We start from the raw sequence: 26830 nt of genomic DNA, 5'->3' as shown, positions 1-26830 counted from the left end.
TCATGGATAGCGTGCTCACAAGTCCCGCAATCTCGGTGCTGATTTGCGCGCACAATCCGGATTTGCCAAGGCTGGCACGCGTGCTCGCAGCACTCGCAGCGCAAACGCTGCCGATGCCTGCGTTCGAAGTCTTGATCATCGACAATGGCTCGACGCCGGCGCTGCAGCGGGACACCATTCACGCGCCTCCAACACTGCACTTGCGCATTGTCCCGGAACCGAGACTTGGTTTGAGCGAGGCCCGGGCCACGGGGTTTCTTGAGGCCAAGGCACCAATTCTGGTGCTGGTCGATGATGACAATGGATTGAGTCCCAACTACCTCGCCGATGCTTGCGCTTATCTTGATGCCCATGCCGACATCGGCGCGCTCGGTGGGCCCTGCCTACCGGAGTTCGATGGCCCGATTCCGCCGTTTGCAAACGAGTTTCTGCCCTTGCTTGCCTTGCGCGATCTGGGCCCGGAGATTCAGTCCGTGCCTGGACAACCGGGTCAGCGGCTCGACTATCCGCTGTTCGCGCCGATGGGTGCGGGCATGGTCCTGCGCACGACCTTAGCGGTAGATTGGGCGGCGGCGTTCCGACGCGGCGAGCGAAAATTGATGGATCGGCGCGGCAAGAGTTTGAGTTCGGCGGGCGATAACGACATCGTTCTGCATTTGTTAGCCAAAGGCCAGGGCGTGGCCTATCTGCCGGCCTTGCGCGTCACCCACATCCTGTCGATCGCGCGTTTGGAGGTGGACTATCTGAGGCGTCTCAACCTTGGCATTCAGCAGAGTTGGATGCAGGTGCTGCGCTTCAATGGCGTGTCGCCTTGGCCGCCAATTAGTCGACTCGGCGCGTGGCTTCGAATTGCGCGCGCTTATGTTCGGTATCAGGCGTGGCGGGGCCCGGTGCAGCGCATTCGCTTTGCCGGAGCCAAGGGCCATTTCCTTGGGCGCGTGCCGTGAGTCGTTGGCGACAAATGGGCCTCGGTCGACTCTGGTACCAGCTTTGGCATCGACCCAAGGCGCGTTATGCCGAACTGAAAAAACATGGCGGCTGGTCTGGTTATCGCGCGCTGCAGGCGGGACAACGGCATCTGGCGGAGGCCGCAGCTGGATTACCCGCGCGCCAGGATCTTTCTCTTGGCAAGCAATCCGTGACGCTCAATGTGATGACCGGCGCGCGCTACTGGGATCAAACCAGCGCCTGTCTGTGGACGCTCGCGCAGCACAGCCAACAACACTTCCGCATCCGCATTCTCGATGATGGCAGCTTGAGTGCGGCGCATTGCGCCGTTCTGCAGCGTTTGTCACCCGAACTGAGCATCCAGTCCGAGGCCCAGGCACGGGCACGTGTGGCCGAGTTCTTGCCCGCGCAGAGATACCCGACTCTGAGCGGGCTGTGGTTTCGCTACAAGCACATCCGCAAAATTATCGATGCGCATCTGGGTCGCAACGATTTCAATCTGGTGCTCGATTCCGACATGCTGTTCTTCGCCCGGCCGAAGGCCTTGCTCGACTATCTCGAAACACCGCACGGCGGCATCGCGATGATCGATTGCGCCGAGTCGTATGGCTATCCGCGTGCTGAACTTGATCGCCTCTGTGGCGGAAGCGTGCCGACGCCCGTCAATGTTGGCGTGCTCGGCATGCCCAGTGGTGAGCTCGATTGGGATCATATTGAATACTGGGCAAAAGCGCTGATCGCGGGTTTTGGTCCCCATTACTTTCTGGAGCAAACCCTGTCGGCCATGTTGCTTGCGGGCATGCCACACCGTTTTTTGCCGCGCGATGACTACCTGGTCATTGCCGGGGCAAATGCCCAGGCCGAACACACCGCCTGTCTGGTGCACTACGTCGATGCCAGCAAGCGCCAGTACTACGATCGCAATTGGCAGCAAGTGTTTCGCCCGTGATCATCGTGCAGGCTACCAGCGGCACCGGCAATCAGCTCTTCCAATACGCCGCCGCCCGAGCATTGAGTCTGACTAACGGCGAAACGCTGTGTGTCGACGCCCTGGCGTTTCTGGCGAGACCGCACGCGAACGTGAACGTCGAGGCTCGCGACTTCATTCTGGGTGATCTGAATCTGCCGATCCGCGTGATCGGTCGCGAGGCGGCGTTCTGGCATGGATGGCGTGGCGCCATGCGGCTACGCAATGCCTGGCTCGGGCTGGGGCTGCAGGTCTATCGCTGTGAAAGTCTTTGGCAGCCAAACTTCGACCGCCTCGGCCGCAGTCTATTGCAAGGCTACTTTCAGGATCAGCGCTACTTCGCCGCACACGCCAATACCGTGCTGCGCGAAGTGGATCAGGCCTTGAGCACGCTGGCCACACAAACACACAGTCAGGCTTCGGATGCCGATGCCGCCTTGCACGTGCGCCGCAGTGACTATCTGCATCATGCCGGCACCGATACAGGCTGGTTCGAACACTACTACGAGCGCGCACTCAAGACTTTGCGCGACGCAGGCGCGAAGCGCATCGCCATTTACAGCGACGATCCCAATTGGTGTCAACAAGCCTTCACAGGATACGAAGCGATCGAAGTCATGCCGGTCGATCCGCGCCATGGTGGTCTGCTCGATCTGTGGCGGCTGAGTCAGCATGCACGTATCGCGCTCTGCAATAGTACGTTTTCATGGTGGGCTGCACGGGTGGCCACTGAGCGGGGGGCACAGATCATCGCGCCTTCCCGCTGGGCACAGTGGTGCGCCGATCCAGAAGCCGCGTTGATGCAACCAAGTTGGCAGCGTTTGTGATGGACGCCACATCGAAGCTCGTATCGGTTTTGGTGCCCTGCTTCAACGCTGCCCGGCATTTACCAGCAACGCTCGACTCGGTGGAGTCATTACGCTGGCCCGAACTTGAGATCGTGCTCGTCGACGATGGCTCGACCGACAACAGTCTGAACCTGTTGCGCGCCTATCAGACGCAAAGCCGACACCGCGTCCAAGTACTGACGCAAGCAAACCAAGGCGCGGCGGTGGCACGCAACCAAGCCTTCGCGGCGAGCCACGGCGCGTTCATTCAATATTTGGATGCGGATGATCTGCTCGATGCGGACAAAATCGATTTGCAGGCCGAAGACCTGCTGGACTCCGGCGCGGCTCTGAATGCGGGCTGCTGGGGCCGTTTTGTGGACGATCCCGACGCAACGCGCTTTGTGCAAAGCCCCGAGCCCAGCCCCTTACCTGCGGCCGAATATTTGCGTCGACATTTAGCGGAGGCACTGATGCTGCAGCCGTCGGTGTTTCTGGCCCGCCGCGAGTTGATTGCCGCCAGTGGCGGCTTTGATCCAAGGCTCAGTCTCAATGATGATGGTGAGTTCTTCGCGCGTGTCATTGCCCGTGCAGGCGGCATCCGCTTCGTTTCGGAGGCGCGCTGTCGCTATCGCTCGGGGGATCCAGGCACACTCGCGGGCCAGCGCAGCGCACAGGCCTTGGCCTCGGCCTTGCTGGCCATGCAACTGACTCAGGCCACAGCAGCCGCGCTGGATGGTTCAGCGCTGATGCGCGAGGCACGCGCCAAAGCCATGGCGCGCGTCGCGGCCTACCTGGCACCACATGATGCGACGCTGGCCGAACGGGCCTGGCACGAAGCGCGGGCACTCGATCCCAAGGCCCATTGGGATGAAGGCGGTCGCAGTTATCGCTGGCTGAAGCCTTGGCTCGGCTGGCAGCGCGCGCGCCGGGTCGAACATCTACTGGCGCAGTGGCGCGCCATGCGGCGGCGGCACTCATGAGCGTGCTGATCAGCCATACCGCCGCCCCGCCGTTTCTGCGCTACACCGCGCAGGCAATCGACCAGGCCGGTTTGCTCAGATTGGCCGTGATCGGCCTCGCCACGCGCAGCGATGATCGACTGATGCGCCTGCTGGCGCACAGCGGTTGGATGCCGGCCCTGCATGATTTGCTGAAACGCAAGCTGTTCGATGACATTCCGCGCCAGCGCTTGGCCCGATATAGCCGCTATGAATGGGCGCGGCTGCTCTGCGGCCGACTTGATCGCAGTGGCAAGTTGACTGACTGGCTCTGGGATCAAGGCACCCGCGCGTTTGATCGCTACGCGGCGCGACAATTGCGTGCGGATGATCTGGCGTTTGGATACGAGTATGGTTGTCAGGCTTTGTTCGAACGCGCCAAAGCCATGGGCCTTCGCACCGTCTACGAAATTCCGAGCGCGGCACACGACTGGTATCACGATCTTCTGGCCCGCGAGTTACAAGCGTTTCCGGATTTGCTCACGCCTTTGCAGGAACACACGGACCGGCTGCAGGCCGAACGCAGCGCCCGTCGACGGGCCGAACTCCAGCTGGCCGATCGTGTGCTCGTCTATTCGCAACATGTGGTCGATAGTTATCGGGCCGAAGGCGTGGACGTGTCGAATTTCCGCGTGATCAATCTGGGCGCGCCGCCGGTGGCCGAGCGCATCATCGGCACCGATCCAGGGTCCGGGCCCATCCGACTGGTGTTTGCCGGCACGTTCGGTATTCGCAAGGGGGCGCACTACTTGATTCAGGCCTTGGAGCAGTTTCCAGCCGGCCAGGTGCAGCTCGATGTCTACGGCAGCTGGGCCTTGTCTGAGTCCTGGCGCGAGCGTGCAGCGCGCGTGGCAACACTCCATGGACCGGTATCGTTCGATGCTTTGCAGCAAGCGTTGGCACACGCCCATGCGCTGGTGCTGCCGTCTTTGAGCGAAGCGTTTGGCATGGTCGTGACCGAGGCGCTCGCACAGGGCACGCCGGTGCTGGTGTCGGATGCCGTGGGTGCCGCGGATCTGGTCCAAACCGGCGAATCCGGCGCTATCGTGAGCGCGGGCTCTTCGGCGCAGATAAAGAGCGGCTTACAACAGCTGAGTGAGGCACGCGGGCGCTGGTCGCAGATGCGAGAAGCCGCCCGTGCGGCAGCCCAAGGCTGGCAGTGGGCCGATCACGGCCGCGCGGTGGTCAATCTCATTCGAGAGACCGAAGCGCTGGCATGAAGGTGCTGATTCTGATTTCCGGACACCTGCTCAGTTGCCCACGCGCGGTGAAGTTTGCCGATGCGCTGAGTCGAGCTGGGCATTCGGTGCAGGTAATGAGCCTGGCGGTGCTGCCGTCGTTGCTCGCCAATGATCAAGCCTTGGCGAGCACCCACGCCTGGTCCTTTCAAGCGCGCCGGCCGTCCAGAGCTCTTGGCAGTCGGATTCGCCAGACCCTTGCGCGGAGACTCGTGCAAATGGGCATCCAGCAACCGACCGTTCTGGCTGCCTCGGAAGCCGTCCTTGCCGAACCGCTGGTGGCGGCGGCAAGTGGCAGTCCGTTCGATCTGTTGCTGCTCAGCAATTTGCCCGCCTATGCTGCCGGTCTTCGATTGTTGCGCCAGCGCTTCGCAGCGCGGGTCGTGCACGTGGATCTCGAAGACGATCACGTCGACATGCTGCCCGATCGCTCGGATCAACAAGCCGAGCGTGTGCGTCGGCAAGCCTTGATTGCGGCGACGCTCGCGCATGCTGATCTGATCACTGCCGCATCGCCTTTGATGGCCGCTGATCTATCGGCGCGCTACGGCAAGCCGGTGCGCTGTGTGCTGAATGTCTTTGATCCAGTGCCGGAGCCAAGCGCTACGAACAATCAGACCCTGATCTGGCAATCGCAGACCATCGGCCCGGAGCGCGGGCTCGAAGCTTTGATTCGCGTGCTCGGCCTGCTGCCCAATGCGCCCAAGGTGTTGCTGCGCGGCATGCTGGCGCCCGGCTTCGATCAAGTCTTGAAACGCGAGGCGCGTGCTGCCGGCCTGCCGGAGTCAAACCTGCAATTCTCGGCGCTCTCGCCGCCCGCGCAATTGCTCGAACACTCTCGTGGGTTCCGCGCTGGACTCGCAATCGAAGTCGCCCCCGAACGGAATCGCCAGCATTGCCTGACCAACAAGCTGTTTGAGTACCTGGCGGCGGGCGTGCCGGTGATTCTGAGTCAAACCCCTGCGCATTCGGCCATCTTGCCCGAGCTCTTACCTGCCGCAGTCATGATTGACTTGAATGCACCGAAGGCTGCTGCCGACGCGCTGGCGCAGTGGCTGGATCAGCCCGCAACCGCACAGGCTGCGGCGGCCTATGAACTGGCGCGCACGCGCTTCAATTGGGCCACCCACAGCCAACCGTATTTGGCAGCACTCGCGGCTGCCTTGCCGAGCCCTTGACCATATGCGTATTCTGCTCAGTGCTGACCCGATGATCCCAGTGCCACCCAAACTCTATGGTGGCATTGAACGGGTTATTTCCCTGCTGATCCAGGAGTTGCATCGCCGTGGCCACGATTTGGCCCTGCTTGCGCATCCCGAATCGAGCGAACCGGGCTGTCAGCGCTATGCATGGCCCGATGTCGAGATGCGGGGGCGGTTTGACTGGCGTTTCCCAAGGCAGTTGCATCGGGTGGTCAAATCGTTCCGGCCGGAATTGGTGCACAGCTTTTCGCGCCTGATCTGGTTGCTGCCTTTGTTGACCGAGGCACGACTGCCCTTGCTGATGAGCTATCAACGAGAAATCTCGCTGCGTAATGTCAGCTTAGCGGCGCGCCTGGCTGGGGCACGTCTGAGCTTTAGCGCCTGCTCGTCCAAGCTGATGTCTGGAGTACCCGATCAACGCCGCTGGCATGCGATTCCAAACATGGTCGATGGCAGTCGCTATGACCCGCAATACCGGGTGGCCGCCGATGCGCCTTTGGTATTCCTGAGTCGACTCGATCGCATCAAGGGCGCTCATCTGGCGATTGCTGCGGCCAAAGCGGCAGGCGAGACCTTGATCCTCGCTGGCAACCGCGCTGATTCCGGACCTGAGCGCGACTACTTTGAGCGAGAGATCGCACCCGCTCTGGATGATCGACAGATCCGCTGGATCGGCCCGGTCGATGATCAACAGAAGAATACCCTGCTCGGCCGAGCGAAGGCGATGATCGTGCCGATCCAGTGGGAAGAACCCTTTGGCATCGTATTTGCTGAGGCATTGGCCTGTGCCACACCCGTCATTGCCTCACCGCGCGGCGCGCTGCCTGAGATCATCGATTCGGGCGTGCAGGGCTTTCTCGTCGAAGGCGAAGCGGCACTGGTCGATGCCATTCGTGCGCTGCCAACGATCGACCGGCACGCCTGTCGACAACGCTTCGAAGACCGCTTTGCACTGGCGACCGTGGTCGATCAGTATGAACATCTGTACCGGCAATTGATTGAGGCGAGCAAACATGTCTGAACGCGTTGACGCGGTGCCGGCCAACCCAAAGGTCCAACCCTTACTCAGCATCCGTCATGTCCGAAGCCTGGCCTTGGGGGTCGCACTGATTCTGGTCTGGGCCGTGTCCCGGCCAAGCCAGGACGATCCGAGCAATTACCTGGGTTTCGGCCTCATTGTGCTCGTCGCGGTCTTGCCTTCGGTGTTCTGGGCGATCCGGGTCAAGAAATATGCTGTCCCCCTGCTCCCCTTGTACGCGATCTGCTTTCTTTGGACTGGGGCGATGCCCTTGCTCGATGCGCACCCCCTGGTTTTGATTTATCCGCCCGCGGATCGCCTATTTGCCGCGAGCGTTGTCTGTGCGCATCTTCTCGCCGCATTCGCAGCCTGGCTCCTGTTCTGGCGCCGCCCGGTCATGGTACCCAAGAACATCTGGGTGGTGCGCGCTGGGGTCCGTTCAGGCTATTACTACGGCATCATGTTTGTGGCGGTGTTGTACGAGATTCTGTATCGGATCGGCGCACTCAATTTCATTGCCGAATTGCTGCCCATCACCCGCGCAGTTGCTGGTTCGGCGATGTTGCTCAGCACGCTGCTGCTTGCCTTCCGAATCGGCAAGGGCGAGTCGGACAGTCTGCGCAAGTTCACCTATTATGGGCTGCTGCTGGTCTATTGCGTGGTCACTTCGTCAAGCCTGCTGTTGGTCACTGCGATCATCATGATTGGCGTGACCATTTTCGGTTTGACGCTCAGTTCCGGTCGCATCCCGTGGCTGCTCTTGGCAATCACGATGCCGATCCTTGCGGTGCTGCATCTGGGCAAGGAACAGATGCGTGATTACCAATGGAACTACATCGGCGAATACATCATCCCCATCAGCGATTTTCCAGCGCTTTACGCACGATGGTTTGCTTTCGGTATGGAACGCATGGCGTTAGGCGAGGATCGCTTCAACTTTCAATCAGCGCGCTCGGTCGTCGAACGCGCAAGCCTGATCCAGATGACGCTGCGCACTACGTTCATGGCCGGCCGTGATGTGCCGTTTCTCTACGGTGCATCGTATGCCCCGGTCCCGTTGCTGTTGGTGCCCCGAATGATCGTGCCGGACAAACCGTCCTCGCATGAAGGCACCACGATTTTGAACGTGCACTATGGTTTGCAGGATCGCGAAGGCACCGAAGTGACCACGATCGGTTGGGGCTTGATGAATGAGTCTTATGCGAATTTTGGATTCTATGGCGTGATTGGTCTCGGCTTCCTGCTTGGTGGACTGATGGCCTTCATCGAGCGACTCGGCAAAAGCCTGCCGCTGCAGTCGCTGCGTGTGCTCTATGGCTTCTTCTTCGTCGGCATTGCCATCAATACGGAAGCGACGATGGGCGTGTTTCTGACCACCTGGTTCCAAGGTACCGTTGGCTTGGCGTTCCTCGTGCCGCTGATGGAGCGTCGAGCAGTCAGCAAGAACATGGAAGGAATCGAGTTTTGATCGCGCCAGTCCGGCTGGCGATTGTGGTCAGCCACCCGATTCAATATTACGCACCCTGGTTCCGCGCGCTCGCACAGGAAGACTGGCTCTGCATCAAAGTATTCCACCTCTGGGACTTCGGCATCACCGAGACGTTCGACCCAGGCTTTCAGCAAACGCTCCGCTGGGACATCGATCTGCTATCCGGCTACGACTCAATGCTGGTGCCAAACATCAGCCCCCGGCCGGGCACCGATCATCTGCTCGGCCTGGTCAACCCGGGACTGATGGCCGCGCTGCGTGCCTTCTCGCCAGACGCCGTGCTTGCTTTTGGTTACAGCCAGTGGAGTTTGCTGGAACTGGGTCTGCGTTGCCCCTGGCCTTTGCTGTTGCGCGGCGATTCCCATGCCCTGGCGGCGGCGTCGGTCAATCGTGGCCTCAAGGCTTGGCTGCGTCAGCGCATTCTGAAACGGGCGGCAGGCCATCTGGCCGTGGGCCAGGCCAATCGTGACTGGCTGCTTAGGCAAGGCGTGGACGACGGTCGAATCTTTCGGGCGCCTCATGCCATTGATCAGGCACGATTTCGCGCCGCACTGCCAGACGCGCAGGCAGCCGCACAGGCGCTGCGTCAACGATTGTCGATCGCCGAGGATGCCCTGTTGATTGGCTTTGTCGGCAAGCTCGAAGACAAGAAACAGCCTTTGGCCCTGATTGATGCGTTTCGCCAGTTGGAGGACCCAAACCTCCGGCTCGTGCTCGTTGGCAGCGGCCCGTTGCAGGCCGCCGTTGATGCCGCCTGTGCAACCGATTCCCGCTGTCGGCGCCTGCCATTTTGCAATCAGACCGAGATACCGCAGATTTACGCCATGCTCGATCTGCTGGTGCTGCCGAGTTTTGTCCACGAAACCTGGGGTCTGGTTGTCAATGAAGCGCAGGTGTTTGGCGTACCGGCCTTGCTCAGCTCGCATGTTGGCGGGCATCCGGATCTGATCCTGAGTGGCCAGACGGGCTGGGTGTTTAAGGCGGGCGATACTTCGGCGCTGAAAGCGGGACTGCAGGAAGCCTGCCGCTCGCGTGCGCTATTGCAGGCGATGCGGCCAGTGGTGATGGCACATGCGCAGAACTTCAGTTATGCGATGGCAACGTCGGGCCTTCGACAAGCGTTGTCGCTGATCGCCGGCAAACCCTTGTGATCAAGGTCCTGCACGTTGTGCCCTCGTTGAATGTTGAAACCGGTGGCCCGGCGCGTTCGGTCAGCATGCTGGCCGATGCGCAGACCATGGCCGGCATGAGCGTGACCGTGCTGACGCTTGACTATCAACGCCATGGCCGTGTTTTGAGGCCAGAAAAGGCGGCGCTCGAATTGCTCGAAGCGAATGCGCTGGCCCGCTTCACGCGCGGCTGGTCGCCGGCGTTTGCGCGCCGTGCACGCGAGCTCGCAGCGAGCCATGACCTGATCCACAATCATGGCCTCTGGATGCAGGTGAATCGCTTTGCGCGCATGGCGGCCGAAGCGTTCAACCGCCCGTTGATCAGTTCGCCGCGTGGCATGCTGGAGCCCTATTCCCGGCAGCGCAGCGTCTGGCGCAAACGTTTGGCGCATGCCGCCTTTGAGGCGCGCAATCTCGCCGCCACGCGCTTGTTTCATGCCACTGCCGAATTGGAAGCAGCCGCGATCCGGGCGTTTGTGCCGGCTGCCGAGATCGCGATCTTGCCGAACATTGTCGCGAACGTCGCAAAGGCGCAGACCGATCCGATCGCGCCACCCACAATGTTGTTTCTGGGCCGGCTTGATCAGAAGAAGGGTCTCGACTGGCTGCTCCATGCGTGGCAGCAACTCCGTGGGCAACGCAGGGACTGGCAATTGCATATCGCCGGGCCTTGTGGCTTGGGTTTTGAGTCGGAATACCACGAACTACGTCGAGCGACCGCTGAGGACGCGAGTGTGCACTGGCTGGGCCCGCTGGACGGCGACGCAAAGGCCGCAGCCCTGGCGGATGCCGCAGTCATCGTGCTGCCATCGCGGTCGGAGAACTTCGGCAACGTGGTGACCGAGGCACTCTGGACCGGACGCCCGGTGCTCACCACCCACGCGACGCCTTGGGCCGTACTCGCACAAGAGGGCATTGGTTGGGTGGTCGATGCGACGCAGGCAGGCATTTCGGCTGGGGTCGCAACGGTCTTGGCCAGCGAACTCGACCAGCGTTTGCAAATGGGAGCGCGCGCCCACGTCTACGCGAAACGCGAGTTTTCGCGCGAAGCGATTGCCGCGCAGTGGCAGCAGACCTATCAGTATGTGCTCGGCGCGCACGCGCGCCCGGCCTGTGTGTGGCAGCCAACTTGAAGATCAGTATTTGCACAGGGCCGATTCTGCCGGTGCCGGCAATCAAAGGCGGCGCCGTCCATCGCTTTTGGGCGCAGATGGCGCCGGCCTTCGCGAGCGCCGGTCATGACGTTCATGTCTATGCCCGGGCCGATGCCAGTCAACGCGACTCCGAGTTTTCGGACCACGTGCATTGGCATCGAGCAGGCGGCTATGCGCAAGCCACGTCGGCGCTTTGGAACATGGCGCGCAGTTGGCGCGATGCAAGACACTTGGCACCGCGCCTGGCACCAGCGGATGTACTGATCAGCAACGACATCGCGCTGCCGCGCGTCATTGCCAAACGCCCTGAGACCGGCCGCTTGATCATCGCTTTGGGACGACAGCCCAAGGGCCAGCTGCGCTGGTATCCGCGGGTGGATGGCATTGCGGCTGCATCACAATCGGTGGCCGAGCAAGTGGCGTTGCAGGCACCAGCACTGGCGACGTGCACCACCGTGTTGCCTTACGCGATTGATACATCGGTGTTTCATACGGATGCCGCGACACCGCGCGATGCTGACGCGCTGCTGTTCGCCGGACGCCTGCATCCTGAGAAGGGACTCCTGCTCCTGATCGACGCGTTTCGGATCCTGCATGCCCGTCGGCCATCCCGCCGGCTCCGCATCATCGGTCCTTGGCAAACGGCCCAGGGCGGTGCCGGTCCGGCGTTTCGTGAAGCGTTGCGTACCCGTGCACTGGGGCTACCCGTGCAGTGGTCGGAGCCCGAATTTGATGCGGCGAGACTCGCCGCGATTTATCGCGAGCACGCGGTATTTCTGTATCCGTCACTCGCCGAGCAGGGTGAGACGTTTGGCCTCGCGCCGTTGGAGGCGATGGCGTGCGGTGCCGTTCCGGTCACCTCGGCCCTGCCCTGCTTTCGCGATTATCTAAAGCCGGGGCACAATGGCGACATGTTTGATCATCGCGCAGAGAATCCCGCACTGGCACTCGCCGACGCCACCGAACGCGCGCTCGCCGCGGCCGGGTCGGCCGGGGCGGCGTTGCACGCGACGTCGGCAGCATTTTCGGTCCCTGCCGTGGCGACGCGCTGGTTAGAGGCGTTATCGAACTGGAGCCGGGTCTGATGGAGCTGGCGTCGATCACCCCAGTGCTGTTGTGCTTCAACGAACAGGACAACCTGCCACGCACACTCTCGGCGCTGCGCGCCTTTCCGCGTGTCGTGATCGTAGACAGCGGCAGCACGGATGCCTCCCGGGCGATCGCACGGGAATTTGGCAATGTGCAATGGTTCGAGCGCCCCTTCGATCAGCATGCCGCGCAATGGCAACACGCCTTGTCGCGCTCGGAAACGGACTGGGTGCTGAGCCTCGACGCTGACTACGTTCTACCGGAGCCGTTGCTCGCCGAAATCGCGACCCTCGACCCGCATGCTGCGTCAGTGTTTCAAATCGGCTTTCGCTTCTTTGTGCATGGCGCGCCACTCAGTGCAACGTTGCTGCCACCGCGTGCCATGCTGTTTCGTCGGAGCCAGGCGCGCTATGTGCAAGACGGTCACACGCAAGTGCTGCACTACGAGGGTCATGCCCCATTGCTGCGCGAACGGGCCGAACACGACGACCGCAAGCCGCTGACGCGTTGGCTCTGGGCACAGATCCGCTACGTGCAACTGGAAGCCGACAAACTCCTGGCAGCGGATCCGCAAATGCTGGATCGCGCTGATCGCTTGCGGCGTCACCTGTTCGTCATGCCCTGGCTCGCGCCGGCCTATATCCTGATTGGCAAAGGTTTATTGCGGGACGGCTGGCGCGGTTGGCACTATGCACTGAGTCGCGCGCTCGTGGAGTTGATGCTGAGCCTGACCTTGATCGACCGCCGGTTTCGGTGCAAACCGGACGGGCGCAAACCGGAGCCACCCCCATGACCCGTCAGCGACTCGACCGCTTCGATAACCGGCAATTTGTGCGTGGACGATCCGCGTTGGTCGAGGCGCTGTGGCTGGTGGTCCAGGGTTGGTTGTTTGCGTCCGACTTGCCGGGCTCTGGCTGGCGCCGTCTTTTGCTGCGCTGGTTCGGTGCCGAGATTGGCCAGGGCGTCGTGATCAAACCACGCGTTCGGGTGAAATTCCCATGGCGACTGCAGATCGGAGACCATGCTTGGATCGGCGAAGCCGTTTGGATCGACAACCTGGCGCGGGTCGAAATTGGCGCGCATGCCTGCGTGTCGCAGGGCGCGTACTTTTGTACCGGCAACCATGACTGGCGGCGCGAAGATTTTGCGCTCAGGACCGAGCCCATTGTGGTTGGCGCGCATGCGTGGGTGGGCGCCATGGCACAACTCGCTCCAGGTGCGACGCTGGCGGATGGTGCGATTCTGGCCATGGGCTCACGGCTGTCAGGCAACACGGCACCCGATCGCCTCTACGCCGGATGCCCGGCGACCGACCAAGGTCCCCGCCAACGTTGATTCGGCGGCGCGCGATGGCGCCTGGGTCATCGCCGAACCTTCTGCGCAAAGAAGACCTCTTCGAAAAACGCGAATAGCGCCTCCGCGTGATGCTGCGGGTCGAAGGCCGCGCGATGCGCGTCGGTCCAGGCCGGGGCCGTTGGTGCGAGCAGCGCCTTTACGTCGGACGCCGAAAAGACCGCATGGGGGTCTATGGGCAGACACACGACCCCGGTGACATTGGCCAAGTCGCTATGCACGCGGTGCGCGCGCGGCGCCACGATCAGAAGCGGCTTGCCGCTCTGGATCAGGCCCGCCAGCTTGGATGGCTGATAGCCCGGGTCATCGGACAACAACGCGATCAGCCGTTCGCTTTCCGCTTGGCGCGCGCGCGCGTCGGCGACTGGCACGCGCTCGGTCTGCTCCGTCACTCGGAATTCCGACGGCACATTCAATCCCGGCGCAATACTCGGAATTCCCTGGCCCGCCGGCGCGTAGGACGTGCCGATGAACCGCAATTCGAGACCTTGCAACGCCGTTTTGGCGTCGCTGCTCAACGCGGACATCGCCGCCGCGAGCGCGGCGGCGGCCGGCTGCAAGTCGGTGCCGCCCCGTCCTACCGATGTCCACGTCCGCGGCACACGCAAGGCCAGCTCAGGCAACGGTGTCAGATCCGCGGGGAACGGCAGCACCCGCGACGGCGGGATCACGCCATAGCGGCGCTTCAAGTCGTCCACGTATCGAGGCGTAACGGCAGTGATGCCGGCGGCCATGCGCAGCACGGCAGGCTCGCGCCACCTTGCAGGTAGCTGTCCGAGCGAGAACTTCAGCCAACCGCCTGGGGGGCGAATCCGCTGCCGCCGGTAGTAATCGTTGCGCCAGGGGTCTTGATAGTCCAATACAAACGGCACGCCGAAGTGGCGCCGCCACCGTGGCCCCAAGGTGAATGTGTCGAACGCCGTGCTGCTGAAATAGACGAGATCGAACGCACGCTCCATCAGCAGTCGGTCGCCGGCAGTCTGCAAGGCCGGCCGGCAGCGGCGATACAGACTGCCCATCCCGAGCCAGCGATGCCAGCGCGCCGACGGACTGGGGACCCGATGGATCGGGATGTCGTCCGGGAAAGCCGCCAGCAACGTGGGGTCTTGCGGCGCCCCGTGGTCTTCTGGGCGCACACACAGAATCTCGAGCGCCCAGCCCCGGGCGTGCGCGTACGGTGCCAGCAGACGGACGCGATGCATATCGGCCGACGTGCTGGGCAGGAAACTCGGACTGACAATCAGCAGGCGCTTCATGTCGACATTGAAGCACGCCCCCGCGCGAACGGGCAGTCCCGGACGAACGCCGCGCCCGTTTTGAGCCTGCCGCAGGCGGCGTGTGGATACTTGTCACAGTTGACCGACAATCTTTGCTTGACGCGCCTGCCGCGGGCCTTTTCAATGCAAGGATTGTCAGGGATCCATGCATGTACGAGCTTTTCAAATCCATTCTGAGGGCAACGCCGTTGTGGGCGCCACTGAAACGCCAGGTCGACCGCCGTCGGGACCAACGAGCGCTCTTGGACTGGCGGGCTGCCGGGCGTCCCGCACCACCACCGCATATCGTCAAACAGCGGTTTCTGCGGGCGCATGCCAACGCCTTTCAAACCCCCATTCTGGTCGAGACTGGCACATTTCGAGGCGACATGCTCGCGGCCCTGGCGGCCGATTTCGACAAACTCTATTCCATCGAACTGAGCCAAGAACTGTGGCAGCGCGCGCGCGAACGCTTCGCTGACAAACCGCATATTGAACTGATCCAGGGCGACAGCGGCGTCGAGATCAAGAATCTGCTTCCAAAACTCGATCGACCGGCGCTGTTCTGGCTCGATGGCCATTACTCGGCAGGCGACACTGCCCGCGGCGACAAGGACACGCCCATTCTGGAAGAGCTCGCGGCGATTCTTGAAATCAAGGCGCCGCAGCACCTCATTGTGATCGACGATGCGCGCTGTTTTGGCAGTGACCCGGCGTATCCAACCATCGCGGCCATCACCGCGTTTGTTGCGGCCAGGCGCCCGGACCTGACGGTCAGTGTGGCCGAAGACAGCATCCGGATTTGCCCGACAGGACGGCAGAGCCCGCTCAGTGACTGAATCGAGGCGCTCGATCCTGCTCTTGGCCGATTGGCTGCCACCGGATTTCGGCGCGATTGGCCAGTACGCCCTGCAGCATGCCGAGAAGCTGGCGGCCGAGGGCCACAGCGTGTGTCTGGTGGGGTTCTCGTCGACTGCTGCCAGTGCTGAAGAAGCCACGTGCGGCGACGGTCATCTCACGGTGATCCGCATTCATCGCAGAACCTATGATCGGTCTGCGGTGCTGCAGCGCGCCTGGTGGACGCTGACCGCCAATATCAGCCTCTTGTGGGCTGCGCGCCGCCAACTGCGCACATCCGATGAGGTGGTGTTTACGGGTTCGCCGCCGTACCTGCTGCATTTCATTGTTCCACTCAAACCATTCATGGCGGGTCGGCTGCGATATCGCATTGCCGATTTTCATCCTGAGTGTTTGATCGCGACCAAGCCTCGCGCATCCTGGTTTCTGCGCGCGCTTCAGCAACTCACATGGTTTTGGCGACGACGCGTCGATGTGATGGAGATCATCGCCGAAGATCAGCGGCAGCGCTTGCTCGCACATGGCATTCGCGCCGATCGCATTGATCTCCGTCGCGATGTGTCACCGGTTTCCTTCGACGGCGCGCACGCCGCAACGCCGCCGGATGCGTTGCGCGGCAAGACCATTGTGCTGTACTCGGGCAACTGGGGGGTGGCGCATGATGCCGACACGTTCCTGGCGGGTCTCGCGGCCTTGTCGTTGGCAGAGCGAGAGCGGATCGGACTGTGGTTGAACGCAACCGGTGCGCGTGCTGAGGCGGTCCGGGACAGTGCCTTGCAGCTGGGCATCACCGTCGCCCACACCGCGCCGTGTCCGTTGTCGGAGCTGCCCGGCGTGCTGTTGGCGGCCGATCTGCATGTGATCTGTCTGGCCGATGCGTTCGTCGGCCTGGTGCTCCCGTCGAAAGTCTATGCGTGCATCGATTCGGCCAAGCCGATTCTGTTTATTGGTGCCGCCGCATCAGACGTCCACACCTTGATTCAAGGTGCACATCGGCAGGCGTATGCTCGGGCCGATGTGGGCGAATGGCGTGCCGTGGCGGCTGCTCTGCGCGCCCACCTGGAGCCTGCATCATGAGTCGCCGCAACGTGTCCGATGCCGATCGCAACCTGTTCCTCGAGTCGATTGGCGAGGTCCAGCGCGTGCATTCGGATCTGGCCGAACCCGAAGCCAAACCCGTGCGCCCGCATCCGCGACAACGACTGCTGGACGAGCGGCGCGTCACCGAAGAACTGCTGATGCCGCTGCCGGAATCGCTGGATCCGGATGCCGCCGAGCCGCTTCGCTATCTGAAGGATGGGTACGCACCGAAGCTGCTGTCCAAGCTCGGTCGTGGCCAGTTCAGTGTGCGCGATACCATTGATCTGCACTCTATGACACAGGCTGAAGCACGCCTGGCCATTCGCGATTTTCTGAATGAATGCATTGACGCCGGCAATCTGTGCGTCAAGATCATTCACGGCAAGGGCATGCGCTCGAAGGAACAGGGTCCGGTTCTGAAAGGACTGACCGACCGCATGCTCCGTCAACGTGGGGACGTGATCGCCTTTCGCTCAGCCCGGCACAACGATGGTGGGTCTGGCGCGGTCATTGTGCTGCTGAAAGGGCATTGACGGGGCTGACGAGCACTGCGTCGGCGATCCTTGCCCAATTGATTCGTGATTTGCCCTTCGGCCTGAGTGTCGGCGATGGCCACGCCGACTGCTGCCCGCGTCCGCTGACAACTGCGCCAAATCAGACGTCGCACATCGCGCATTTTGAGAACAAAAAAACGGCCGGGTTGCCCCGGCCGTTTTGGTATTGCGTGCTTGCGCGTTCGCTTAGAAGCGATAGCGGAAGCCGACAGCGATCGCCCAACGCGATTCGGCGCGAACGTCGCGACGACCCAGCGGTTCGGTGTTGACCACGTCGTAGACGTAGCGGCCCGTGGCCGGATCGATACCGGCGAAGTTCACGAAGCTGCGAGCCTGGGCGCCATTCGACTGGAAGAACACTTCGTCGATTTCGCCCCAGTCCTTGTTCAGCAGGTTGCCGACGTTGAGGATGTCGAGCCACACGTCCGCCTTGTGGTCAAACCACAGCGGAATTTCCTGGCTCAGGCGCACGTCGAAGTTATTGGTCCACGGCGAGTATTCGGTGTTGCGGTCGATCGTCTGACCGGCATAGCCTTCCAAGCCGAGTTGGTTCACGCGTTCCCAGAACAGCGCTTCTTCAGCGGCGCGGGCAGCAGCGTCGGCGCCAACGAACAGGACGTCACCCGGAGCAACCGGGATGTACATCAGGTCGTTGCCGGCGAGGCCGTCACCGTTGGCGTCGTTGTTGAAGGTCCAGGAGTACGGCTTGCCCTGACGCACTTCATAGAACAGCGAGAACTCGGTGGTGTTGTCACCGAAGAACTTCCAGCGCTTGGTGAACGAGCCATTCAGGCGATCATTCACGACATACGGCGAACGCGACGAGACTTCTTCGTTCGGGTTCAGGATGGCGCGGCTGGCCCAGTTCGAGATCGCGCGGCTGGAGGTCAGGCCGGAAACTTCCGAAGCATCAGCAAACGTGTATGCAACGCTGGCCGACCAGTCGGCTTCGTCACGGAACGGCTTCTGCAGCGACAGGGTGTAGCTCTCGCCGTTGCCCTTGCCGGTGTTCTTGGCCAGCAGGACTTCGCGGAAGGCCTGGTTGGCGCCGCCACGGGCGTTGCTCGTCGCGCCAAAGAAACCGCTGGAGGCGGTGTATTGGCTCGGGTTGGTGTTGACCCAGTACAGGTTACGACCGTCCTGGCCCTGGCGGCTGACGCGGCCGAGGTTCAGGTGCTCGTAATAGATGCCATTTTCGACTTGCGTGAAGATGGCTTCGAAGCCAGCAATCATGCCCATCCACGGCAGTTCGTGTTCGAACGCCAGGTTACCCTTCCACACGGACGGCTGCTTCAGGCCAGGGGCCAACAGGTCGACGTCAGCGCGGGCGGTGCCGAAGATCGGCTGGTCATTCGGATCAGCCGAGAACTCGCGACCGGCTGGCGGCGCAGTCGTCGGGCAGTTGGCCGTCGAACCAGCGAAACCGCAACCGAAGATCGAGATCGTGCGGCCGTTGTTCGTGAACGGGTTCGACAACCAGACGTTGGCAGCAGAACCTTGGAACAGACCGAAACCACCGCGAGCTTGCATCGGACGATCGGTGTCGAACGTGTAGTTGAAACCAAGGCGCGGCTGGAAGATCGCGCTTTCGCTCTGGTTTTCGTCGTTACGCAGGCCGAACGTGGTTTCGAACGCCGAGTTATAGACCGGATGGCTGTCGGTACCAGGACGATCAACACGGAAACCGTACATCAGGTTCAGGTTGTAGTTGACGGCCCAGGTGTCCTGAGCAAAGAAGCCCCAGTTGTCCATCGAGAAGTTGGCGGCGGCATCGTCGATGTTGCCAGAGGTGGCGACACGCACCACGTATTCACGATAGATGCCGTTGCGGAAATTGGTCGTGCTGCCGAAGCGGTACTGACCAAAGTTCGATTCCAGGAACAGGTTGTAGACGTCGTTTTGTTCCCAGTCGAAGCCGAGCTTCAGCGTGTGGTCGCCGAAGTACATGTTGCCTGCGAAGTAGGCGTTGTAGGTTTCGGTTTCGAGCACGTTCTGGTGACGGAACTGCTCCGTACCAAAGCGGAAGCTCTGCGAACCAAAGTCCACCTGCACCTGCGGCTGCGCGGCATAGATGTCCGGCACCGAGGCATAGTCACGGTAGCTGACGCGCGCTTCGGTCGAGAACCAGTCGTTCCAGTCGCTGAACAGTTCGAACACCGCGTTGTCGAATTCCTTCTCCTGCGAATACCAGTGGCTGCTCAGGGAGAAGAAGTTGACGCCAAAGCCCGGCTGAATGAACTGGCTCTGGTCGGTGGTCGAATAGCGCAGGGCGGCACGTTGCGTGTCGCTGATGTTCCAGTCCAGACGCAGCAGCGCCGTGTCGACCTTCGTGTCGTTACCGACCGAGAACAGGTCGCCCGGATCCATGCCGTAACCTTGGGCAATGCCGATGACTTCGTTAACCTGGGCCGTGCTGATGCCACCCGTGGCGCGATCCAGCGGGGTCGAGCCGTAGTCAGCCGCTGGCGACTTGATCTTGGCCGATTCCAGGTTGATGAAGAAGAACAGCACGTCCTTGATGATTGGACCGCCGATGGTGGCGCCGAGCGTGGTGTCTTCCTTGAAGCTGGTGAAGTCGACGCCGCGGTCGTCCGTCTTGCGGATCATGTCGTTGTCACGATAGGTCGTGTAGACCGAACCGTGGAACTCATTGGTACCCGACTTGGTAACGGCGTTGATGTTGGCGCCCGTGTAGCCGCGCTGATTGACGTCGTAGTTGGTGACGTTGATCTGCACGGAGTCGATCGCGTCCAGCGACACCGGCTGACGCGCGGTCGGCAGGTTGTTCGATTCCAAACCAAACGTGTCATTGGTCGACACGGAGTCGATCGTGATCGAGTTGAAGCGGGTGTTTTGGCCGAGGGCCGAAATTTCGCCGCGTTCCTTGTCGGTCTGCGAAATGCGCGGATCCAGACGAGCGTAGTCCTGCAGGTCGCGGTTGATCGACGGCAGCGCGTCAATCGTGGCGCGATCGATCGCCGTACCAGCACCCATCGCTTCGGCATTGAACACGTTCGCAGCAGCGCTGGCGACGACTTCAACCGTGGCCAGATCGGTGGCTTCGACAGCCATGTTCAGGTTGACCGTGGTGGTTTCGCCGAGGAGCAGATAGACATCGCTCTTGCCGGCGTTGTTCTTGCCCGCCGACGAAGCCGTCACATTGTACGGACCGCCGACGCGCAGACCCTGCGCCGCGAAACGACCGTCCTCATTTGACGTTGTCGACTTGCGCGTACCCGACGGCACGTGCTCGATTTCCACTGTCGCGCCTGCGACAGGCGCCCCCGTTTCATCAACGATGCGGCCGGAGATTGCCGACGATGTGTTCTGCGCAAACGCAGGCATCGCCGCAAACAGGGCCAGCATCAACCACAATGCGAATTGCAGAGCTACTCGCTGGTTCATGTTTCACCTTCTTTGGTTTATGGAAACAACTTCCCGCCCGGCACCGCAGCCACTCGGAGGGCGGGACGGGTTAAACGGAAGTTTAACAGTGGGATATGACGGTTTGGAAACGAAAACCGCCGATGGACGACGGAATTGTGAAGGCTTGTTTCGTCGCACACGTTCGTGAGACACAGCTTTCCGGCCGCAATCGCTTGTCGATACCTGCCACTGCCGCCAGAATTCCGCCTTTCTGGAGACGCATCATGGCTCGAACCATTATCGACACCCCGGACGCTCCGGCGGCGATCGGCACCTACTCCCAGGCGGTCAAGGTCGGCCAGACCGTTTACTTGTCCGGCCAGATTCCCCTCGTTCCCGGAACCGGCGAACTGATCACCGGACCGATCGATCCGCAAATCCGGCGCGTCTTCGACAACCTCCAGGCACTTTGCAAGGCCGCCGGCGGCGAATTGAAAGACATCGTCAAGCTGAATGTCTTCCTGACCGATCTCAAGCACTTCCCGGAGGTGAACCGGATCATGGCCGAATATTTCAGCCAGCCCTACCCGGCCCGGGCCGCCATTGGCGTGGCGCAGCTTCCGAAGGGCGCCGAGGTCGAGATGGACGCGATCGTCGTCCTCGATTGAGCCGGCACGGGTCAACCTGAACGCGGATGAGCCCCGGGCTCGAGTCGACCTCGGTCAGCGTCCTCAAGGGCGTGGGCCCGGCTGTCCGCGAGACACTGGCCAAGCTGTCGCTCGTCACCCTCGCCGACCTCTGGTTCCATCTGCCGCTCCGGTTTGAGGATCGGACTCAGCTGACTCCGATCCGGGACCTGATCCCGGGTCAGACGGCGCAGGTCGAGGGGCTGGTCGAAGCCGTCGAACGCGGCTTTCGCTTTCGCCCGCAGCTGAAAGTCGCCATCAGCGACGACAGTCTGGGCACACTCGTGCTGCGCTTCATCCATTTCCATAGCGCCCAGGCGGCGAGCTTTCAGGCCGGCGCGCGCTTTCGCGTTTACGGTGATGTGCGGCTGGGTAAAGACTGCCTGGAAATGATCCATCCCAGTTACACCCGCGTGCTGGCCGACACGCCTTTGGCCGATGCGCTGACGCCGGTGTATCCGTTGACCGAAGGGCTTGGCCAGAAAACCATACAGCGGCTGATTCAGGAGGCGCTGACGCGCTTGCCTCCGGAGTCGGACTTCGAACTGCTGCCAGTTGACCTCAGGGTCCGACACGACTTGCCCGGATTGCGCGAGAGTCTGCTGACCGTGCATCGACCGGGGCCCGATGACGTCGCGGACCTGCTCGCGCAGCAACACCCCGCTCAGCGCCGACTCGCGTTCGACGAATTATTGGCCCATCAGATCAGTCTCCGGCAGATCCGGAAACTCACCCAACAATTGCCGGCAACCCGGATCATTGCGGGCAAGCGCCGCAAGCCGCTGTTGAAGGCACTCCCGTTCCAGCTTACGGGCGCGCAGACGCGCGTGCTCAGCGAACTGGATCGTGACTTGGCCTGCGGCAAGCCCATGATGCGACTAGTGCAAGGCGATGTCGGTTCGGGCAAGACCGTCGTCGCCGCGATTGCGGCGGCATCAGCGGCCGATGCGGGCGTACAGACTGCGCTACTGGCGCCAACCGAATTGCTGGCCGAACAGCACTATCGAAATGTCGATCGGTGGCTGAGTCCCCTTGGCATCCGGGTGGTGCACCTATCCGGCAAGATCAAAGGCAAGGCCCGCGACAAGGCGCTGGCTGACATCGCCGGCGATGCCGACGTTGTAGTCGGCACGCACGCGTTGATCCAGGACCAAGTGCGCTTTCGGGCACTGAGCCTGATCGTCATCGACGAGCAACATCGCTTCGGTGTGCATCAACGCTTGAGCTTGCGCGAGAAAGGCCTGGGCGCGCTGGTGCCACACCAGTTGGTGATGACCGCAACGCCGATTCCACGCACGTTGGCCATGTCGCTTTATGCGGATTTGGATGTGTCCGTCATCGACGAGTTGCCGCCCGGGCGCACACCCGTCGCGACGAAAGTGATCAGCAACAGCCGACGCGACGAAGTGATTGAACGCATCCGCGCCGCCTGCGCCGAAGGCCGGCAGGCTTATTGGGTTTGCCCGTTGATCGAAGAATCCGAACAACTCGAAGCGCAGGCCGCCGAGGCCACCTTCAAGCTGCTGACCGAGTCGTTGCCAGACTTGCCGATCGGATTGCTGCATGGCCGGATGAAAAGCAAAGACAAGCGCGCGACGATGGATGCGTTCCAGTCCGGCGCGCTGCGGCTGCTTGTTGCCACCACCGTCATTGAAGTCGGCGTCGATGTCCCGAATGCGAGCCTGATGATCATCGAGAATGCCGAACGAATGGGCCTCTCCCAGCTGCATCAATTGCGCGGCCGGGTTGGCCGCGGCCGCATCGCATCGAGCTGCGTACTGATGTACCAACCCCCGCTCGGTGCGCTTGCCCGCGAGCGCCTGAACGTGCTCCGCGAAACCGAAGATGGTTTCAAGATCGCCGAACGCGATTTGCAATTGCGCGGCCCCGGCGAGTTGCTCGGCACCCGCCAGACTGGCGAACTAGCCTTCCGCATCGCGAACCTGAGCCAGCATGCCGAACAGCTCCCGCATGTCAGTGCTGCCGCAGACTGGATGCTCGAACACGCGCCCGAAGCCGCCGAGCGCCTGATGCGGCGCTGGATTGGGCAACAGGCGCGGTTTGCGGATGCTTGAGCCGATCGCTCGGCACGCGGCGCGCAGTCGAGCACTGTCGGCATGGCGTTGCCTGCTAGGCTTCAACACTCACTTTGACCAGCACCTACCGCGACACGGCGTGCCTACCCAAGGTGCTCATTTCTGGAGAATGCGCGATGCACGACGCACATCAAATGGTTCCGGGAGTTTCTGAGGCGGCGAGACTGGTCGGGCTCTCAGTCGGTGCTGATGTCGGTGCGAATCCCACCTCGAACAGCAACGCCTCCGATTTGCTGTTGCCACTCTGCAACCTGCTGATTGCCGAGTTGGCCCAATACGGGTTGCAGGTCGCCTACGGCGGCAACTGGCAGCCTGGCGGACTGACGGAGTCGCTGGCGACATTGGTCCGGACGGCACCGGTACCTGCGGGCGCCAGATTCAATCGACTCCGGAACTATCTGACACCAACCATAGCCAAGACCCTCTCCGCGTCGCAGCGCGCCGCAGCAGATTCACTCGTCGACCTGACGGTTACCGAAAGCGCTTCTACTGAAGCGGCGAATCCGGGCCCAACCGAACTGAGCCTGATGCGTCGGCAAATGGCGAACGATTCCATCGCGCGCGTCGCCATTGGTGGTCGCAGCCAAGGCTATCAAGGCGTAGTTCCGGGCGTTCTGGAAGAAGTGTTCTGGATGCAGGTATTTGGCAAGCCGGTGTTGGCATTCACTGGTTTTGGGGGCACCACCGCTTGGCTTGCCCAGCCTGAAACGCTAGCCCACCAGCGCCAGCTTTGGTTAGACGCAATGCAGGCCAACGGCCTACTTTCAGGCACGGATCAAGCGCTTGTGACGTCCGACTCGATGCGCGGCATTACTCTCGCAACGGTGACGGAGCCTAGCGCCGCGCAACTCGCACTTCGCGAATTTCTGAGGCACACTCAGCAGACCTAGCCGACAAACGCTGCGCCAAGACCTTGGGGGTCTGCACATGAACACGCCGATTGATGCTGCCGAGCCGTCGCCACCACTGACGAACGCTGATCGTAACGCCGCGCACCAGTTGTGGACCGAGCTCCATACACGCGTTGCGACCCGCCCGCTGCCGTATCGCGGTGGTACCGAAGCAGGCGCGCTCGACAGTCTCTACGCGTTGAGCCAAAAGATCCGCCGACTGATCGCCAAGAACCCAGACGCCAATCAATTTAGGCTGCTTGCGCTCGCGGTACTGGAGCAACTGAACAGCCACCTGAACGCGTGGCACCCACGCCGCGACGCCACGGGCGACATCCGCTTACTGCAAGATCGTCATCGCTATCGGTCGGAGCTTCTGAGCCTGCAAGAATCGCTGTCTGCGCTTTGCGACCAATTGTATGTGCTTGCCCATCAATCCGCAGGGCCAACGCATACGCCCTCTGGCTCTGCCAAAGCAAACGCGGGTTTCGGCCCGGGAGCCCTGGCGGCGGTGCAAGCGCCCGACTATCCGTCGGGGTTCCAATCCGAGTCATCCGTGCTCAACGCCGAGTTCCAGTACCTCGGGCTCACCGAGCGAACAGAGGTCTGTGGCCTCGCACTATCGGGTGGCGGCATCCGCTCCGCCACTTTTGCGTTGGGCATCCTGCAAGGTCTGCAAGCCCGCGGTTTGCTCGGAGACTTTGACTATCTCTCCAGCGTGTCAGGTGGCGGATATCTCAGCGGCTATCTGAGTGGGGGTATTGCGCGCTTGCGGAAAGACCCGGGTCTGATCGACCCCGGTGCCGAGCCCACACCGAAATCGAGCAGCGAGCCACCACCTGAGGTCGCTGATCCGGAGGCCCGTGCACGAGCGGCCGTGTTCACGGGCTTATCGGTCCCTGAGCGCGATTGGGTCCGTTGGCTGCGCAATAACAGCAAGTACTTGCTCAATGTCAGCTTTCGGGTGCCGCGAATCGCCGCGTTGTTGATCTACGGGCTGTTCGAGAACACGTTGACGCTGGTCGGCTTGGCCATGCTCGCCGGTCTGTGTGTCACGCTGCTCACACCACTCTCGTTTCTGCCTTGGCTCGCAGCCGGACTCGGCACCGGGGTGTTGAGCTACACCGCCCTTCGACCATTTATTTCGAGCAACCTTCGCGAGCGCTGGTGGCTCGATGCTGCGGCCGTAGCCGTCGCGCTGCTGGCACTGGGGCTGCTCGGCATTCGCGCGATCGATGCCATTGCCGAACACATCGAGGCCCTTCTCATCCCGAGCGCCGGCCTTGGTGCCTTCGGCAGCCTGTTTGCATCAGCCGTGGCCGCGACCCATGCCTACCCGAAGCTCAGCAAAATATTGACGCCGAAACTGCTGAACCTCGCGGCCTTGGTGTTGGGCCCATTGCTGGTCTTGCTGATAGCAGTCCTTACGCATGCGCTAATGGAAGGCGACTGCTGCAACATCAGCGCGCTGAACATGATTCGCGACCGGGGCGATTGGCTCATCCCCCTATTCTTGTCGACTACTACGACGGTGATCCTCATTCGCGCGTACTTTGTTGACGTCAATCAAGGCGGCCTGCGCAGCTTCTATCGGAGCCAACTGCGAAGCTGCTATGGCGTCACGCCGAACCCAGATGGGCCACAGGCCGAAGTGCCACTGAGCACGCTCCCCAAGAAGCCATTTCACATCATCAATATGGCGATCAATGCGCCCGCAACGATGAGCCCCGAATTGCGCGGACGCGGCTGTGACTTTTTTTCGGCAACGGCGCTCCATTGCGGCTCGCGCTTGACGGGCTACCAGACCACCGCGCGGATTGAGACCTTGGATTCGGGTTTTGATCTCGCCACCGCCATCGCCACCTCAGGCGCTGCGGCCGCCAGCCTGATGGGCCGACAATCGAAACCACAGTTCCAGTTCTTGATGACCCTGTTCAATGTCCGGCTCGGGTATTGGATGCGTTGGGCCACCAACAATCCGCTACTGCGCCCTAATGCCTATTACCTCGTGCGCGAAGCGCTTGGCCACGTGCATGCCACCGGCAACTTCATCAACCTGAGCGATGGCGGCCACATTGAAAACCTGGCGGTCTACGAACTCCTGCGCCGACGCGTGCAGTTCATTGTCTGCATCGATGGCGGCTGCGACCCGACGATGAGCTGCTTCGACCTCATCCGCCTCGACCGCTACGCCCGCATCGATCTCGATGTCAGCCTCGACTACGACCTCAAGGACCTGCGCCCCAACACCGACGGCTTTTGCCCAAGCTACGGCACCATGGTGCGCATCAACTACCCCGGCGGTCACACCGGCTGGATGCTGTATCTGAAGCTCGCGATGACCGGCACCGAACCGCAAGTCATCCAGGACTACCGCAAAGCAAGCCCCACGTTTCCGCATGAAACGACTGCCGATCAATTCTTCAACGAGGAACAGTTTGAGGCGTATCGGATGTTGGGCGAGCAGGCGGTCGGGTACTTTTTTGATCGGGCGTTTGGGACAGAGCAGCCCTGTCTGAAGTCACCCGCAACGACTGTGCCGCGTTGGCTGACGTCCCTGGCAAACCAGATTGGTGCCAAGGCGTGATA

Annotated in this window: 22 protein-coding genes; 20 read left to right on the top strand and 2 right to left on the bottom strand. The window is 61.8% G+C overall.

The features are described from left to right. Positions 1–2: 2 nt before the first annotated feature. From C7S18_RS23105 to C7S18_RS23045, 13 genes are read left to right on the top strand one after another with little or no spacing between them, the layout of a single operon-like run. Positions 3–947, top strand: a complete 945-nt coding sequence (locus tag C7S18_RS23105) for a glycosyltransferase (protein ID WP_170113452.1) — start codon at positions 3–5, stop codon at positions 945–947. Further along, positions 944–1897: a hypothetical protein gene (locus C7S18_RS23100; protein WP_146152085.1), complete on the top strand. Its 954-nt coding sequence runs from the start codon at positions 944–946 to the stop codon at positions 1895–1897. The genes C7S18_RS23105 and C7S18_RS23100 overlap by 4 nt, the downstream gene beginning before the upstream one ends. Next, the gene (locus C7S18_RS23095; RefSeq protein WP_146152084.1) at positions 1873–2742 is read left to right on the top strand and encodes an alpha-1,2-fucosyltransferase; all 870 of its coding nucleotides are present in this window, start codon (positions 1873–1875) and stop codon (positions 2740–2742) included. The genes C7S18_RS23100 and C7S18_RS23095 overlap by 25 nt, the downstream gene beginning before the upstream one ends. Beyond that, entirely contained in the window at positions 2742–3725 is a 984-nt protein-coding gene (locus C7S18_RS23090; protein WP_106893799.1) for a glycosyltransferase family A protein, read from the top strand. Before C7S18_RS23095 ends, C7S18_RS23090 begins: the two co-directional genes overlap by 1 nt. Further along, positions 3722–4963 (top strand): glycosyltransferase family 4 protein, encoded by a 1242-nt coding sequence (locus tag C7S18_RS23085; RefSeq protein ID WP_146152083.1) that lies wholly within the window; start codon positions 3722–3724, stop codon positions 4961–4963. The genes C7S18_RS23090 and C7S18_RS23085 overlap by 4 nt, the downstream gene beginning before the upstream one ends. Next, positions 4960–6159, top strand: a complete 1200-nt coding sequence (locus tag C7S18_RS23080; protein WP_106893797.1) for a glycosyltransferase family protein — start codon at positions 4960–4962, stop codon at positions 6157–6159. Before C7S18_RS23085 ends, C7S18_RS23080 begins: the two co-directional genes overlap by 4 nt. A gap of 4 nt (positions 6160–6163) precedes the next feature. Next, a complete protein-coding gene (locus tag C7S18_RS23075; protein ID WP_106893796.1) occupies positions 6164–7204 on the top strand; it encodes a glycosyltransferase in 1041 nt (346 codons plus the stop codon). Beyond that, positions 7197–8669 (top strand): hypothetical protein, encoded by a 1473-nt coding sequence (locus C7S18_RS23070; RefSeq protein ID WP_106893795.1) that lies wholly within the window; start codon positions 7197–7199, stop codon positions 8667–8669. Before C7S18_RS23075 ends, C7S18_RS23070 begins: the two co-directional genes overlap by 8 nt. After that, entirely contained in the window at positions 8666–9841 is a 1176-nt protein-coding gene (locus C7S18_RS23065) for a glycosyltransferase family 4 protein (protein ID WP_106893794.1), read from the top strand. Before C7S18_RS23070 ends, C7S18_RS23065 begins: the two co-directional genes overlap by 4 nt. Then, positions 9838–10992 carry a glycosyltransferase gene (locus C7S18_RS23060; RefSeq protein ID WP_106893793.1) on the top strand — a complete coding sequence of 385 codons (1155 nt, stop codon included), beginning with the start codon at positions 9838–9840 and terminating at the stop codon, positions 10990–10992. Before C7S18_RS23065 ends, C7S18_RS23060 begins: the two co-directional genes overlap by 4 nt. After that, a complete protein-coding gene (locus tag C7S18_RS23055; RefSeq protein ID WP_146152082.1) occupies positions 10989–12098 on the top strand; it encodes a glycosyltransferase family 4 protein in 1110 nt (369 codons plus the stop codon). Before C7S18_RS23060 ends, C7S18_RS23055 begins: the two co-directional genes overlap by 4 nt. After that, positions 12098–12895, top strand: a complete 798-nt coding sequence (locus tag C7S18_RS23050) for a glycosyltransferase family 2 protein (protein WP_106893791.1) — start codon at positions 12098–12100, stop codon at positions 12893–12895. The genes C7S18_RS23055 and C7S18_RS23050 overlap by 1 nt, the downstream gene beginning before the upstream one ends. Then, positions 12892–13437 (top strand): WcaF family extracellular polysaccharide biosynthesis acetyltransferase, encoded by a 546-nt coding sequence (locus C7S18_RS23045; protein WP_106893790.1) that lies wholly within the window; start codon positions 12892–12894, stop codon positions 13435–13437. The genes C7S18_RS23050 and C7S18_RS23045 overlap by 4 nt, the downstream gene beginning before the upstream one ends. A gap of 26 nt (positions 13438–13463) precedes the next feature. Here the strand turns inward: C7S18_RS23045 and C7S18_RS23040 are convergent, their stop codons facing one another. After that, the gene (locus tag C7S18_RS23040) at positions 13464–14711 is read right to left on the bottom strand and encodes a glycosyltransferase (protein ID WP_106893789.1); all 1248 of its coding nucleotides are present in this window, start codon (positions 14709–14711) and stop codon (positions 13464–13466) included. 170 nt (positions 14712–14881) lie between these two features. Here C7S18_RS23040 and C7S18_RS23035 point away from each other — a divergent pair, with 170 nt between their 5' ends. The 3 genes from C7S18_RS23035 to C7S18_RS23025 are packed head-to-tail and all read left to right on the top strand — an operon-like array spanning position 14882 to position 17182. Beyond that, positions 14882–15550 (top strand): O-methyltransferase, encoded by a 669-nt coding sequence (locus C7S18_RS23035; protein ID WP_106893788.1) that lies wholly within the window; start codon positions 14882–14884, stop codon positions 15548–15550. Further along, on the top strand, positions 15543–16646 hold the full coding sequence (locus C7S18_RS23030; RefSeq protein ID WP_170113451.1) for a glycosyltransferase family protein: 1104 nt from the start codon (positions 15543–15545) through the stop codon (positions 16644–16646). Before C7S18_RS23035 ends, C7S18_RS23030 begins: the two co-directional genes overlap by 8 nt. Next, positions 16643–17182, top strand: a complete 540-nt coding sequence (locus C7S18_RS23025) for a Smr/MutS family protein (RefSeq protein ID WP_106893786.1) — start codon at positions 16643–16645, stop codon at positions 17180–17182. Before C7S18_RS23030 ends, C7S18_RS23025 begins: the two co-directional genes overlap by 4 nt. Positions 17183–17389: 207 nt before the next feature. On the opposite strand, the gene C7S18_RS23020 is transcribed toward C7S18_RS23025, so the two are convergent. Then, complete coding sequence (locus C7S18_RS23020) at positions 17390–20608, bottom strand: TonB-dependent receptor (protein ID WP_106893785.1); 3219 nt, start codon at positions 20606–20608, stop codon at positions 17390–17392. 245 nt (positions 20609–20853) lie between these two features. Here C7S18_RS23020 and C7S18_RS23015 point away from each other — a divergent pair, with 245 nt between their 5' ends. From C7S18_RS23015 to C7S18_RS23000, 4 genes are all read left to right on the top strand, one after another. After that, positions 20854–21237, top strand: coding sequence for a RidA family protein (locus tag C7S18_RS23015; RefSeq protein ID WP_106893784.1), 384 nt, complete (start codon positions 20854–20856; stop codon positions 21235–21237). 26 nt (positions 21238–21263) lie between these two features. Continuing rightward, the gene (gene recG / locus C7S18_RS23010) at positions 21264–23330 is read left to right on the top strand and encodes an ATP-dependent DNA helicase RecG (protein ID WP_106893783.1); all 2067 of its coding nucleotides are present in this window, start codon (positions 21264–21266) and stop codon (positions 23328–23330) included. 137 nt (positions 23331–23467) lie between these two features. Then, complete coding sequence (locus tag C7S18_RS23005) at positions 23468–24241, top strand: hypothetical protein (RefSeq protein WP_106893782.1); 774 nt, start codon at positions 23468–23470, stop codon at positions 24239–24241. Positions 24242–24278: 37 nt separating this feature from the next. Next, positions 24279–26828 (top strand): patatin-like phospholipase domain-containing protein, encoded by a 2550-nt coding sequence (locus C7S18_RS23000; protein WP_106893781.1) that lies wholly within the window; start codon positions 24279–24281, stop codon positions 26826–26828. The last annotated feature ends 2 nt before the right edge of the window (positions 26829–26830 follow it).

Source organism: Ahniella affigens (assembly GCF_003015185.1).
Taxonomy (GTDB): Bacteria; Pseudomonadota; Gammaproteobacteria; order Xanthomonadales; family Ahniellaceae; genus Ahniella; species Ahniella affigens.
Note: the sequence above shows the minus strand (reverse complement) of the source record. Positions and strands in the feature narration are given on the sequence as shown.

Bases quoted from the DNA above. Each gene is read 5' to 3' on its own strand.
- C7S18_RS23020 (WP_106893785.1), bottom strand. From the start codon at position 20,608: ATGAACCAGCGAGTAGCTCTGCAATTCGCATTGTGGTTGATGCTGGCC.
- C7S18_RS23005 (WP_106893782.1), top strand. From the start codon at position 23,468: ATGCACGACGCACATCAAATGGTTCCGGGAGTTTCTGAGGCGGCGAGA.
- C7S18_RS23090 (WP_106893799.1), top strand. From the start codon at position 2,742: ATGGACGCCACATCGAAGCTCGTATCGGTTTTGGTGCCCTGCTTCAAC.
- recG (WP_106893783.1), top strand. From the start codon at position 21,264: ATGAGCCCCGGGCTCGAGTCGACCTCGGTCAGCGTCCTCAAGGGCGTG.
- C7S18_RS23015 (WP_106893784.1), top strand. From the start codon at position 20,854: ATGGCTCGAACCATTATCGACACCCCGGACGCTCCGGCGGCGATCGGC.
- C7S18_RS23080 (WP_106893797.1), top strand. From the start codon at position 4,960: ATGAAGGTGCTGATTCTGATTTCCGGACACCTGCTCAGTTGCCCACGC.
- C7S18_RS23040 (WP_106893789.1), bottom strand. From the start codon at position 14,711: ATGAAGCGCCTGCTGATTGTCAGTCCGAGTTTCCTGCCCAGCACGTCG.
- C7S18_RS23085 (WP_146152083.1), top strand. From the start codon at position 3,722: ATGAGCGTGCTGATCAGCCATACCGCCGCCCCGCCGTTTCTGCGCTAC.
- C7S18_RS23105 (WP_170113452.1), top strand. From the start codon at position 3: ATGGATAGCGTGCTCACAAGTCCCGCAATCTCGGTGCTGATTTGCGCG.
- C7S18_RS23025 (WP_106893786.1), top strand. From the start codon at position 16,643: ATGAGTCGCCGCAACGTGTCCGATGCCGATCGCAACCTGTTCCTCGAG.
- C7S18_RS23045 (WP_106893790.1), top strand. From the start codon at position 12,892: ATGACCCGTCAGCGACTCGACCGCTTCGATAACCGGCAATTTGTGCGT.
- C7S18_RS23035 (WP_106893788.1), top strand. From the start codon at position 14,882: ATGTACGAGCTTTTCAAATCCATTCTGAGGGCAACGCCGTTGTGGGCG.
- C7S18_RS23050 (WP_106893791.1), top strand. From the start codon at position 12,098: ATGGAGCTGGCGTCGATCACCCCAGTGCTGTTGTGCTTCAACGAACAG.
- C7S18_RS23000 (WP_106893781.1), top strand. From the start codon at position 24,279: ATGAACACGCCGATTGATGCTGCCGAGCCGTCGCCACCACTGACGAAC.
- C7S18_RS23075 (WP_106893796.1), top strand. From the start codon at position 6,164: ATGCGTATTCTGCTCAGTGCTGACCCGATGATCCCAGTGCCACCCAAA.
- C7S18_RS23070 (WP_106893795.1), top strand. From the start codon at position 7,197: ATGTCTGAACGCGTTGACGCGGTGCCGGCCAACCCAAAGGTCCAACCC.